General features: G+C 73.5%; 9 protein-coding genes. 5 read left to right on the top strand and 4 right to left on the bottom strand.

Annotated elements, in window-relative coordinates; all coding sequences use genetic code 11:
- Positions 1-133 precede the first annotated feature (133 nt).
- The gene (locus HA039_RS01885; RefSeq protein WP_167022785.1) at positions 134-1,108 is read right to left on the bottom strand and encodes an alpha/beta hydrolase; all 975 of its coding nucleotides are present in this window, start codon (positions 1,106-1,108) and stop codon (positions 134-136) included.
- Between the two features lie 103 nt (positions 1,109-1,211).
- Positions 1,212-1,529 (bottom strand): putative quinol monooxygenase, encoded by a 318-nt coding sequence (locus HA039_RS01880; RefSeq protein ID WP_167022782.1) that lies wholly within the window; start codon positions 1,527-1,529, stop codon positions 1,212-1,214.
- Between the two features lie 150 nt (positions 1,530-1,679).
- Here HA039_RS01880 and HA039_RS01875 point away from each other — a divergent pair, with 150 nt between their 5' ends.
- Positions 1,680-2,657: an AraC family transcriptional regulator gene (locus tag HA039_RS01875; RefSeq protein WP_167022779.1), complete on the top strand. Its 978-nt coding sequence runs from the start codon at positions 1,680-1,682 to the stop codon at positions 2,655-2,657.
- Between the two features lie 50 nt (positions 2,658-2,707).
- Here the strand turns inward: HA039_RS01875 and HA039_RS01870 are convergent, their stop codons facing one another.
- On the bottom strand, positions 2,708-4,132 hold the full coding sequence (locus tag HA039_RS01870; RefSeq protein WP_167022777.1) for an L-fucose/L-arabinose isomerase family protein: 1,425 nt from the start codon (positions 4,130-4,132) through the stop codon (positions 2,708-2,710).
- A 399-nt stretch (positions 4,133-4,531) separates the two neighbouring features.
- Here HA039_RS01870 and rhaI point away from each other — a divergent pair, with 399 nt between their 5' ends.
- The 4 genes from rhaI (at position 4,532) to HA039_RS01850 (ending at position 10,468) form a co-directional block, all read left to right on the top strand.
- Complete coding sequence (gene rhaI, locus HA039_RS01865; RefSeq protein ID WP_167022774.1) at positions 4,532-5,701, top strand: L-rhamnose isomerase; 1,170 nt, start codon at positions 4,532-4,534, stop codon at positions 5,699-5,701.
- A 59-nt stretch (positions 5,702-5,760) separates the two neighbouring features.
- Positions 5,761-7,812, top strand: a complete 2,052-nt coding sequence (locus tag HA039_RS01860) for a bifunctional aldolase/short-chain dehydrogenase (RefSeq protein WP_167035974.1) — start codon at positions 5,761-5,763, stop codon at positions 7,810-7,812.
- Between the two features lie 52 nt (positions 7,813-7,864).
- A complete protein-coding gene (locus HA039_RS01855) occupies positions 7,865-9,376 on the top strand; it encodes a rhamnulokinase (RefSeq protein ID WP_279592810.1) in 1,512 nt (503 codons plus the stop codon).
- A 69-nt stretch (positions 9,377-9,445) separates the two neighbouring features.
- Positions 9,446-10,468: a LacI family DNA-binding transcriptional regulator gene (locus HA039_RS01850; protein ID WP_167022771.1), complete on the top strand. Its 1,023-nt coding sequence runs from the start codon at positions 9,446-9,448 to the stop codon at positions 10,466-10,468.
- A 92-nt stretch (positions 10,469-10,560) separates the two neighbouring features.
- On the opposite strand, the gene HA039_RS01845 is transcribed toward HA039_RS01850, so the two are convergent.
- A complete protein-coding gene (locus tag HA039_RS01845) occupies positions 10,561-12,903 on the bottom strand; it encodes a SpoIIE family protein phosphatase (RefSeq protein ID WP_167022768.1) in 2,343 nt (780 codons plus the stop codon).
- Between the last annotated feature and the right edge of the window lie 106 nt (positions 12,904-13,009).

Here is a 13,009-nt window from a genome sequence, read left to right as displayed (position 1 = left end):
TCGCTTCGCCGTCCCGGGTGGTCACCGGAATGGATAGTCAGTTTCAGTGACTAGTTCAGGCTAGTCCCTGTCCCTGTGCGAGGCAAGCGGGGTTCTCGGGCCGCGGTGGTCGCCGCTGTACGTCGGACGACGGCTATGCGTCGGACGACGCGTCGAGCACGCGGGTGAGCCAGTGGGTACGAGCGCGCCGGGCCGCCTCCGCGACCTGGGCCTTCGGGTACAGCGCGTCGAACCCGTGGAACCCGCCCGCCCACACGTGCAGTTCCGCCTGGCCCCCCGCCGCCCAGATGCGGCCCGCGTACGCGACGTCCTCGTCGCGGAACACCTCGGCCGAGCCGGCGTCGATGTACGTCGTCGGCAAGCGGGACAGGTCGTCCGCGCAGGCGGGGGAGACGTAACCCGGCACCTCCTCGTCGGGGAGGCCGGCGAGGACGGACCGCCACCCGAACGCGTTCATCTCGCGGGTCCAGACCCCGGGCCCGCCCGCGTACTGGCGGCTGGACGTGGTGACGTTGCGGTGGTCGAGCATCGGGTAGATCAGCATCTGGGCGGCGATCGCCGGGGTCCCCCGGTCGCGGGCCATCAGCGTGAGCCCGGCGGCGAGGCCCCCACCGGCACTGGCGCCCGCGACGACGATCCTGGCGGGGTCCACACCCAGCTCCTCGGTGTGTTCGACCACCCAGAGCAGGCCGTCGTAGCAGTCGTCCACCAGGGCCGTGCCGGTGGCCTCGGGTGCCAGCCGGTACTCCACGGAGACAACAACCGCGCCGAACAGGTCCAGCCACTCCAGCGGGATGTCGAGCTGGGCGAAGCGGTCCCCCATGACCATCCCGCCGCCGTGCACCCAGTAGACACACGGCGCCCCGGTGGGCGGGGCGACGGGGGTGGAGGCGGGACCGGTCGGGGTGAAGACCGACAGGGGGATCCGGGTACCGTCCCCGCCCGGCGCGGTGACCTCGCGCCGCTCGACCTTCCGGCCTTCGAGGAGCGCGTCGACCGGGGCCGAGGGGAACTGCCGCAGCAGTTCCGGGGTGAGCTCGGACATGAGGGGCATGTCCGCCATCAGCGTGCGCAGTTCGGGATCGATGTCGGGGCGGGGGAGCGTCATGGCGGGTTCCTTGCGTGGGAGTGGCCTGAGGCGGACGGAGGTGGGGCGAGGCGGACAGGAGCGGGGCGAGAAGGACGGGAGTCGGGCGAGGTGGGCGGCGGGGTCAGAAGGCGGCCTTGCCGCGTACCGGTACGTAGTCCGTGTACGCGGACTCCCCGGCCAGCATGCCCGCGATCCGCGCCACGATGGCCTGCGCGGCCTCCCCGGCGAAGGCCCGGTGGTGGTCCTCCTCGCTGGTCCACCCCTCGGTGACGTGCACGACGTCCGGGTCGGCCGCCGAACGGCAGACGAGGTAGACGACGCAGTGCTCGCTCGCGCCGGGGCTGCCCTCGTCCAGGCCGGTCAGCAGGACGTCGACCAGCTCGTCGCCCCTGCCGGGCCTGGCGGTCAAGGTGGCGTTGAATCCGTAGGTGGCGATCACAGGGTCCTACTTCCGGAGGGGAGGAGTGGTGAGGTGGTGACTCCATTGAAGCGCTGTGAGCTGCGCAGATGATAGAGAGATCCTCTCAACGGCTTGCACGATCCTCTCCTTCGCAGGAGAGCGAGGCGACTGTTGTGCTGCAATGGAGGCATGCACCTCGACGAGCTCCGCACCCTGCTGCTCCGGCACGCGCGGCCCGACTGGACCACGCCCATCGACGGCGTACTCATCTCGAAGGTCGAGCGGTCGGACCCGCCGTCGGTGTCGATGTCCGGCACGGTCCTGGCCGTCGTCGCCCAGGGCTCGAAACGCCTCGCGCTGGGCGAGCGGGTCTACGACTACGGCGCCGGCCAGTACCTCGTCACGTCCGTCGACCTGCCCGTCACCGGCCACTTCGTCGGCGCGAGCCCCGAGCACCCGGCCGTGGGCTTCGGGCTCACGCTGGAGCCGTCCGCCGTCGCCGAGCTGCTGTTGCTGGCCGGCCCGGGTGACATCCCCCGGGCCGGCGGGAGCGCGCTGCCCGGCATCGCCGTCAACGACGCGCCGGACGACCTGCTCGACGCCGTGATCCGGCTGGTGCGCCTGATCGACGAGCCGCGCGACCGCGCGGTGCTCGCGCCCCTCGTCAAGCGCGAGATCCTGTGGCGCCTGATCACCGGCGAGCAGGGCGGCATCGTCCGTCAACTCGGCCTGGCCGACAGCAGCCTGAGCCACGTCGCGCGGGCGGTGCGCTGGATCCGGGAGCACTACACCCAGCCGTTCCGCGTCGAGGACGTGGCGCGGCTGTCCGGCATGAGCGTCTCCGCCTTCTACCGCAACTTCCAGGTGGTGACGGCGATGAGCCCCATCCAGTTCCAGAAGCAGATCCGGCTCCAGGAGGCCCGGCTGCTGCTGGCCACCCACCCCAACGACGTCACCGGGGTGGGACAGCGGGTCGGTTACGACAACTCCTCGCAGTTCAGCCGGGAGTACCGACGCCAGTTCGGCGCCCCGCCCAGCCAGGACGCCGCCCGGCTACGCAGGTCGGCGCGGTCGGGCGAGGCGGTGGGACCAGGGGAGCCGGTGGGGCCGGCAAAGCCGAGGCGGTCCGTGCAGGCGGTACGGGCCACCACCGCCGTACTGCCCTGACCGCCCCGCGCGGACAGCGGACAGCGGACCGCCCCCGACCCCGCCCTCCCTCAGACCGCCACCTCCACCAGCTCCAGCCCCGTCAGCCCCGCCACACACCGCAGCTCCGCCAGCAGGCCGTCCGTCGCCAGCGCCCAGTGGTGCCCGACGCCGCTCCCGCTCCACGCGTCCGTCCACTCGCCCGGGTCGCACCCGAAGTCGACCCGCGACGTGGTGTTGCCGATCTCCAGCAGCGGCCCAGGCACCACCTCGCCCTCGGCCGCGACCAGCCGGTAGCGCCCGTCACGGGTCTGCCCCAGGCCCACCAGCGTCACCGGCCCGTGCCGTACGTCGAACTCGACCGACACCCCCCAGCCGCGCTTCCCGTGGTACACGCCGAGTCCCCGCAGCAGCGGCCTGTGCTCGCTGATCGCCAGGTGCCCCGGCCCGTCGTGGCCCATCTCCACCACCCCCGCGGTGAAGTCGAGCGCCTGGAGTTCGGTGAACGAGCCGCCCGCGCCGAGCCGGTCGGCGATCAACATGGCCAGCGAGGTGCGGAGTTCGTACTCCCCGCACGCCGGGACCCCGCGCGCGGTCAGCAGCGACGCGCCGAGGATCATCCCCGCGCCGAGCCGTTCGTGGATCTCGGCGTCCAGGCCGCGGTGGTAGTACGCGAGCGAGTCGAGGTCGAAGTCCTCGACCAGCCGGTCCAGCCCGACCGCCACCTTCGCGGCCCAGCGCAGGTCCTCCTCGACCACCGAGTCGGCCAGCTCGAACACCGCGCGGGTCTCGTCCAGCTTCGCCGCCAGCTCGCCGTCCCCGACCCCCTCCACCCTGACCCTCAGGTCGTCGAACTCCAGGACCTCCATGTGGCCCCCGAGATTCCCGGTGACCATCGTGAGGTCGGTCGAGACGTCGTACATCCCCGGATACAGGTGCCCCATCAGGCCGTGCCGCCCGTGGCGCAGCACGGACCGTACGCCCGCCGCCCGGATCCACCGGCCGATGCGCCGCCACGCCCGCTCGTCCTCCAGGTACCCGGACACCGAGCGGAACGGCACCCCCACCCGCTCGAAGGCGTTGGCCATCTCGGGCAGCGGGCAGGCCCCGCAGTACGCCAGCCACTGACCGGTGTCGAACGAGGCGTGGTCCATGGACGGGGCGGGCTGGAGGTTGATGAGCAGGACGGGCGCGTCGGCGCGGCGGGCGACGGGTACGAGCATGCTCGCCGTCATGTACGTCGTGAGGAAGCCGACGATCAAGTCGCAGTCGGCCGCCCGGAGTTTCTCCGCCGCCTCGGCGCCCTCCCGCGCGTCGGAGATGAAACCGACGTCGACGACCTCGGCGTCGAACTCCCGCATGCGTTCGGTGACCCGGGCGGCGGAGCGCCGGAGTTGGGGGAGGAGGTCGGGGAACTGCGGCCAGTACGCGCCGAGTCCGCCCGCGACGAGCCCGATCCGGGGCTTGCGGGCGACAGCGGGGGTACGGACGGTCATGGCGGCTCCTTCGGCGTGGTGGACCGGGCCCGGGGTCGGCGGCGGCAGGAACGACGATGGCAGGGCAGACGCGCCGTACGGCCGGTGCGACACGCAGGACGGCTCCGCGGCGGGGACCGGTCGCGCGCTCCTCGGTGAAAGGTTTCAACGAGGTTGTTGGGAAGCTAGACGGCGCGGGGGAGCGGCGTCAATGGGCGCGCGCCCCGCAATCTCGCGCCGTACGACGGGCCGTCCGGTGAGTTGCCGTCCGGTGTGCGCAACCCGCCGCGAGGAGGGTTGACACACCCTCACCCCTCCCATAGCTTCGCCGCGATGAAACGATTCACGGCACCTCCCGGCTCGCACGCCGGGGGGCGCCGGGACTCGCACCACACGTCCGCACCACGGGAGCGCTGAGAGATGACGGGTCGATCCGCCGTGTCCGCTGTGAAGGCGGCGCTGAAGTCGCAGGCCGTCGAGACGCCGTCCTGGGCGTTCGGGAACTCGGGCACGCGGTTCAAGGTGTTCGCGCAGCGCGGCGTGCCGCGCACCCCGCAGGAGAAGCTCGCGGACGCCGCCCGGGTGCACGCCCACACGGGCGTGGCCCCCTCGGTGGCACTGCACATCCCCTGGGACCGGGTCGACGACTACGCCGCGCTCGGCGCGCACGCCCGGGACCTGGGCGTACGGGTCGGTGTGATCAACTCCAACGTCTTCCAGGACGACGACTACAAGCTGGGGTCCGTGACGCATCCGGACCCGGCGGTACGCCGCAAGGCGCTGGCGCACCTGCTGGACTGCGTGGACGTCATGGACGCCACCGGCTCGCGTGACCTCAAGCTCTGGTTCTCCGACGGCACCAACTACCCGGGCCAGGACGACATCTCGGCGCGCCAGGGCCGCCTGGCCGAAGCGCTGTCGGCGGTGTACGAGCGGCTCGGCGACGATCAGCGGATGCTGCTGGAGTACAAGCTGTTCGAGCCGTCCTTCTACACGATGGACGTCCCTGACTGGGGCACCGCGTACGCCCACTGCCTGCGACTGGGCCCCCGGGCCCAGGTGGTCGTCGACACCGGCCACCACGCGCCGGGCACCAACATCGAGTTCATCGTCGCCGTCCTCCTCCGGGAGAAGAAGCTCGGCGGCTTCGACTTCAACTCCCGCTTCTACGCGGACGACGACCTGATGGCCGGGGCGGCCGACCCGTTCCAGCTCTTCCGGATCATGTACGAGGTCATCCGCGGCGGCGGCTTCACCCCCGACACCGCCTTCATGCTCGACCAGTGCCACAACATCGAGGAGAAGATCCCCGCGGTCATCCGCTCGGTGATGAACGTCCAGGAGGCCACCGCCAAGGCCCTGTTGGTGGACGCGGAGGCGCTGGCCGCGGCGCAGCGCGCCGGTGACGTCCTGGCCGCCCACGCCGTGCTCATGGACGCCTTCAACACCGACGTACGCCCCCTGGTGGCGGAGGTACGGACCGAACTGGGCGCGGACGCCGACCCGGTGGCCGCCTACCACGCCTCCGGGTACGGGGAGAAGATCGTCGCCGAGCGGGTCGGCGGCACCGCGGCCGGCTGGGGCGCCTGAGCGACCCGGCCCGCCCCCGACCCCCGTACACCGCAGTGGCCCACCCACCGAGGGACATGATGACCGACCAGCCCCCACTCCACCCCGCGGCAGCCGAGTTGATCGCCCGCTCGCACCGCCTCGGCGCGGACCCGAGGAACACCAACTACGCGGGCGGCAACACCTCGGCCAAGGGATCCGCCCCCGACCCCGTGACCGGCGACGCCGTCGAACTGATGTGGGTCAAGGGCTCCGGCGGCGACCTGGGCACCCTCACCGCCGGGGGACTGGCCGCCCTGCGGGTCGACCGGCTCCGCCAACTGGTCGGCGCCTACCCGGGGGTCGAGCGCGAGGACGGGATGGTCGCCGCCTTCGACCACTGCCTCCACGGCAGGGGCGGCGCCGCCCCGTCCATCGACACCGCGATGCACGGGCTGGTCGACGCCGCCCACGTGGACCACCTCCACCCCGACTCCGGGATCGCCCTCGCCTGCGCCGCCGACGGCGAGAAGCTGACCGCCGCGTGCTTCGGCGACACCGTCGTCTGGGTCCCCTGGCGGCGCCCCGGCTTCCAACTCGGCCTCGACATCGCCGCCGTCAAGGAGGCCAACCCGCGCGCGATCGGCTGTGTCCTCGGCGGCCACGGCATCACGGCCTGGGGCGACACCTCGGAGGAGTGCGAGAACAACTCCCTCCACATCATCCGCACCGCCGAGGCCTTCCTCGCCGCCCAGGGCGTCGCCGAGCCCTTCGGACCCGTACTCGACGGGTACGAGCCGCTGCCCGAGGACGAGAGGCGCGCGCGAGCCGCTGAACTCGCCCCGCAGCTCAGGGGCTTGGCCTCCACCGACCGGCCGCAGGTCGGCCACTGGACGGCGACGGACACCGTCCTCGACTTCCTCGCGCGCGCCGCGCACCCCCGGCTCGCGGCCCTCGGCACCTCCTGCCCCGACCACTTCCTGCGCACCAAGGTCCGCCCGCTCGTCCTCGACCTGCCCCCCACCGCACCGCCCGAACAGGTGAAGGAGCGGCTGACCGCCCTGCACGAGGCCTACCGCGCGGAGTACCGGGCCTACTACGAACGGCACGCGACCCCGGACTCGCCGCCCCTGCGCGGCGCCGACCCGGCGATCGTCCTGGTGCCCGGCGTCGGCATGTTCTCCTTCGGGAAGGACAAGCAGACCGCCCGCGTCGCCGGGGAGTTCTACGTCAACGCCATCAACGTGATGCGCGGCGCCGAGGCCGTGTCCTCGTACGCGCCCATCGAGGAGTCCGAGAAGTTCCGCATCGAGTACTGGGAGTTGGAAGAGGCCAAGCTGCGCCGGATGCCCGCGCCGAAGCCCCTCGCCACCCGGGTCGCCCTGGTCACCGGCGCCGGTTCGGGCATCGGACGGGCCGTCGCCCACCGGCTGGTGGCCGAAGGCGCCTGCGTGGTCGTCGCCGACCGCGACGCGGAGGGCGCCGCGACCGTCGCCGAGGAGCTGGGCGGCGCGGACCGGGCCGTCGCCGTCACGGTCGACGTCACCGACGAGGAGCAGATCAAGGCGGCGTTCGCCGCCGCCGCGCTCGCCTTCGGCGGGGTGGACCTCGTCGTCAACAACGCCGGCATCTCCCTCTCCAAGCCCCTGCTGGAGACCACCGCCGCCGACTGGGACCTCCAGCACGACATCATGGCCCGCGGCTCGTTCCTCGTCTCGCGCGAGGCGGCCCGGCTGATGACGGAACAGCGCCTCGGCGGCGACATCGTCTACATCACCTCCAAGAACGCGGTCTTCGCCGGACCCAACAACATCGCCTACTCCGCCACCAAGGCCGACCAGGCCCACCAGGTCCGGCTGCTCGCCGCCGAACTGGGCGGACTGGGCATCCGCGTCAACGGAGTCAACCCCGACGGTGTCGTGCGCGGTTCGGGCATCTTCGCGGGCGGCTGGGGCGCCCAGCGCGCCGCCGTCTACGGCGTGGCGGAGGACAAGCTCGGCGAGTTCTACGCCCAGCGCACCCTGCTCAAGCGCGAAGTCCTGCCCGAGCACGTGGCCGGCGCCGTCTTCGTCCTCACCGGCGGCGACCTGAGCCTCACCACGGGGCTGCACATCCCGGTCGACGCCGGGGTCGCGGCGGCCTTCCTGCGGTGACGCGCGGGGAGCGACACCCCTGACCCACCCCGCCGACCGACGAGGTACGCCCGTGTCCCTCCCCGAACTCCCCACCTTCGCGGCCGTCGACCTCGGCGCCTCCAGCGGCCGGGTCATGGCCGCCCAGGCCTCCGACCGCGGCGCGGGCACCCTGCGCCTCCACGAGGCCCACCGCTTCCCCAACCGCCCCGTGCGGACGGGGGACACACTGCACTGGGACATCCTGTCCCTGTACGGGGGCGTGCTCGACGGCCTGCGGGCCGCGGGCGCGCACACGTCAGGACCCCTCGCGAGCGTCGGCATCGACTCCTGGGCCGTGGACTACGGCCTGCTCGACGCGTCCGGCGCGCTGCTCGGCAACCCCGTCCACTACCGCGACCCGCGCACGGAGGGCGAGGCGGCGAAACTGGCGGCCGTCCTCCCGCCCCGCGACCTGTACGCGGCCACCGGCCTCCAGCACCTGCCGTTCAACACCCTCTACCAACTCACCGCCGCCCGCGGCAGCGCCGCGCTCGAAGCCGCGCACCGCCTGCTCCTCGTCCCCGACCTCATCGCCCACTGGCTCACCGGCGTCGCCGGCACCGAACTCACCAACGCCTCCACCACCCAACTCCTCGACCCCCTCACCCGGTACTGGTCCCGGCAGGTCGCCGACGCGGCCGGCATCGACCTGACGCTCTTCGCGCCCCTGCGCGAACCAGGCGACCCGGCCGGGGAGTTGCTGCCCCACGTCCTCGCCGAGACCGGCCTCGCGGGCCCCGTACCGGTGACCGCCGTCGGCTCCCACGACACCGCGTCCGCCGTCGTCGCCGTGCCCGCGTCCGGCGAGGACTTCGCGTACATCGCCACCGGCACCTGGTCGCTCGCGGGCCTGGAGCTGCGCGCTCCCGTGCTCACCGAGGAGAGCCGGGAGGCCAACTTCACCAACGAGTTGGGCGTCGACGGCACGGTCCGCTACCTCCGCAACATCATGGGGCTCTGGCTGCTCCAGGAATGCCTGCGCGCCTGGGAGGCCCAGGGAGCGCCGCAGCGGCTGGACCGCCTCCTGCGCGAGGCGGCCGACGTGCCCGGCCTGCGCACGCTCGTGGACGCCGGCGACCCCGCGTTCCTCGCCCCCGGTGACATGCCCCGCCGCATCGCCGACGCCTGCCGCCGGGCGGGCGCCCCCGTCCCGGTGACCCCGGCCGAGACCACCCGCTGCGTGCTCGACTCCCTCGCCCACGCCCACCGGCGCGCCCTCGACGACGCCCAGCGGCTCGCGGGCCGTACCGTGCGCACGGCGCACGTCGTCGGGGGCGGCGCGCACAACACACTGCTGTGCCAACTCACCGCGGACGCCTGCGGACTGCCCGTCGTCGCGGGCCCCGCCGAGGCCGCCGCCCTCGGCAACGTACTGGTGCAGGCGCGTACCGCCGGCGCCGTGCGCGGCGACCTCGCCGACCTGCGCGCGCTGCTCCGGGGCACGCTCGAACTCCGGCGGTACGAGCCGTCCGGCGACCGGGCGGCCTGGGAGAGCGCGGCCCGGCGCTTCCTCGGCGCGGAGCGGCACATTCCCGCGACATAGGATGCGAGGTCCGGCCGGGGTTCCGACGGGACACGGCCGGGTTCCGACGAGACGCACAGGACAGGACACGTGGACCGGACCGTAGGCATCAAGGACGTGGCCCGGCGGGCCGGGGTCTCGGTCGGTACGGTGTCGAACGTCCTCAACCGGCCCGAGAAGGTGTCGGAACCGACCCGGGTACGGGTCCGGGCGGTCATCGACGAACTCGGCTTCGTCCGCAGCGAGACCGCCCGGCAGCTCAGGGTCGGGACCAGCCGGATACTGGCGGTCCTCGTGCTCGACATGGCCAACCCGTTCTTCGTCGCCGTCGCCAAGGGCGCGGAGCGCGCCGCGCGGGAGGCGGGGCTCGGGGTGATGCTCTGCAACAGCGCGGGCAGCGCCTCCGAGGAGGCGGAGTACCTGTCGCTCTTCGCCGAGCAGCGGGTGCGCGGGGTGCTGCTGACCCCGGCCGACGCCACCGGGCGCAACGTAAGGGACTTCGCCCGCCAGAACATCCCGTTCGTGCACGTCGACCGCGCCGTGCCGACCGCCGAGGGCTGTTCGGTCTCGGTCGACGACGTGACCGGCGGGGCGCTCGCGGTCCGGCACCTGCTGGCCGCCGGCCACCGCTCGGTGACGTACGTCAGCGGCCCCATGGACCTCCCGCAGTGCCGGGACCGCCGCACCGGCGCGCTCGCCGCCCTGCGTGAAGCGGGCCTGCCCGAGGCGGCGTTGGGCCATCTGGAGACGGCCCGCCTCGACGTGGCGTCGGGGATCGACGCGGGGGCGCGGCTGCTGGGGCTCGCGGCGCGGCCGACCGCCGTGTTCTGCGCCAACGACCTGCTGGCGCTGGGGGTGCTCCAGGCGATGTACGGGGCGGGGGTCAACGTCCCGGGCGACGTCTCGATCGTGGGGTACGACGACATCGAGTTCGCGGCGGCCGCGGTGGTCCCGCTCACCTCCGTACGGCAGCCGGCCGAGCGGATGGGCCGTACCGCCGCGGAGATGCTGCTCGACGAGACCGAGCCGGACCGGGGCCCCCACACCCACCGGTCCGTCGTGCTCCGGCCGGAGCTGGTGGTACGCGGCTCGACCCGGTACCTGGGCCGCTGACCGTACGGGCCGCCGGGCCGCCGCGCCGTACGGACACACCGCTCGACGGACACACCGCTCGACGGACACACCGCTCGACGGGCACACCGCGTTCAGTCGGGAGGCGGCAGCACCTGTTCCGCCCAGATGGTCTTGCCGCCGCCCGTCTGCCGGCTGCCCCACCGCCGCGTCAGCTGCGCGACCAGCAGCAGCCCCCGGCCGCCCTCGTCGTAGGCGTGGGCGCGCCGCAGATGCGGCGACGTCGAACTGGCGTCGGACACCTCGCAGATGAGGGTGTGGTCCCGGATGAGCCGCAGCCGGATGGGCGGTTCGCCGTAGCGGATGGCGTTCGTGACCAGTTCGCTGACCACCAGCTCGGTGATGAAGGAGGCCGCGGTCAGCCCCCAGGCGGCCAGCTGCTCGGTCGCCGCCTGCCGGGCCGTCGCCACGCTGGCGGGCTCGGCCGGGATCTCCCAGGTCGCGACCCGGTCCGTACCCAGCGCATGCGTCCTGGCCAGGAGTACGACCACGTCGTCGCCGGGCCGCTCGGGTAGCACGGTGCGCAGGACGGTGTCGCAGACGGCGTCCAGGTCGTCGGCCGGGGCCGACAGCGCCGCCGACAGCTGGGCGGTGGCCTCGTCGATGTCACGGTCGGGGCCCTCGATGAGCCCGTCCGTGTACAGGGCGAGGAGCGAGCCCTCGGGAAGGAGCAGTTCCGTCGACTCGAACGGCAGGCCGCCGATGCCGAGGGGAGGGCCCGTCGCGACCTGGACGACGCGTCCGGCGCGGCCCGGCCGCACGACGACGGGCGGCGGATGCCCCGCCGAGGCCATGGTCAGACGCCGGGCCACCGGGTCGTAGACGGCGTAGAGGCAGGTCGCGCCCAGCTCGGCGATCTCGGCGTTGTGCTCGTCGGCGGCCAGGTGGGTGACGAGGTCGTCGAGATGGGTGAGCAGCTCGTCCGGCGGCAGGTCGACGTCCGCGAGGGTCCGTACGGCGGTGCGCAGGCGCCCCATCGTCGCGGAGGACTGGATCCCGTGCCCGACGACGTCACCGACGACCAGGGCGACCCGGCTCCCGGAGAGCGGGATGACGTCGAACCAGTCGCCGCCGATGCCCGCCGCGGACCGGGAGGGCAGATAGCGGTGCGCGACCGTGACCGCCGCCTGGGCGCGCGGCGCCTTGGGGAGCAGGCTCTGCTGGAGGGTCAGGGCGGTCGCGCGCTCCCGGGAGTAGCGCAGCGCGTTGTCCACGCTGAGCGCCGCCCGGCTCGCCAGCTCCTCCGCGAGGCCCATGTCGCCGTCGGTGTACTCGTCGGGGTGGGTGAGGCGGGAGAAGATCGCGACGCCCAGCGTGGTGCCCCGGGCCCGCAGGGGCACGGCCAGCAGCGAGCGGATCCGGGCGCGGAAGTCGCTCCCGCTCGGGTAGCGCCGGTCGCTGTCCGCGATCCACCGGGCGAACTCCGGATCCCCCGCGTTCACCCGCGTCACCCGCCCCTCCGCGATCGCCCGCGCCGTGGGGGAGAACGCGGGGTGCACGCTCGGCGCACCCAGCTTGAGGCCCGGCGGCGGCGCGTTCCTCACACTCGACGTGTACGCGGCGCGCCGCAGCGTCACCCCGTCGGCGGCCGGCGACGACGGATCGCCCGGGCCGAGCACCCAGTGCAGCAGGTCCACGCTGGCGAAGTCCGCGAACCGGGGCACCACCAGCGTCGTCAGCTCCTCGGCGGTGCGCACCACGTCCAGGGTGGTGCCGATCCGGGTCGCCGCCTCGTTCAGCAGGGACACCCGCCGGCGCAGCCCGCGCTGCTCGGTGCGGTCGAACGCGACCAGGCCCACCACCGACACCCGGCCGTCGGCGTCCAGGACCGGCCACAGGTAGATCGTCCAGGCCCGCTCCCGCCCGTCGGCCGGCGCGGGGACTTCGACGTCGTACTGGTCCGGCTCGCCGGTACGGATCACCTCGGCCAGGTGCTCTGTCAGCTCCCTGCCGCCCCCGTCCTCCGGTATGACGTCGGCGGCGAGGCGCCCCACCACCTCGTGCTCGGGGACCCCCAGGATCCGGCAGGCCGTGGCGTTCGCGAGGACGTAGCGCTGATCCCTGTCGAACACGGTGATGATGACGGACGCCTGCTCGACGGTACCGACGGCCAGTGGGGGCTCGGGACCGCCCGCCGGCGCGCCCCCGACGAGGAATCCCAGCGGTTCCCCGGCCGCGCCGGTCACGGGGGAGGCGGTGAGGGTCAGTGGCAGCGCGTGACCGTCCCGGTGGCGCAGGACGACACGGCCGGTCAGCGCGGCCACCACGGCCGCCGGAGCGTCCTGCGCGAGCAGCTCCCTGGCGGGCCGCCCCACGGCCTCCTGGGCCGAATAGCCCGTGAGCGACCGCGCCCCCTCGCTCCACCCGGTCACGGTGCCGTGGGGATCGATGATCGCGGCGGCGCCACCATGGTCCATACGCCAAGGGTGCTGCCTGGACGCCCCGACCTCAACTGCGGAACCGCCGGTACCGTGCTCCCGGCCGGAGGGCGGCCCCCGTACCTCCGCCCCCTCGTACCTCCGC

The organism is Streptomyces liangshanensis, assembly GCF_011694815.1.
GTDB lineage: Bacteria > Actinomycetota > Actinomycetes > Streptomycetales > Streptomycetaceae > Streptomyces > Streptomyces liangshanensis.
This window is presented reverse-complemented; position numbering and strand designations above follow the sequence as displayed.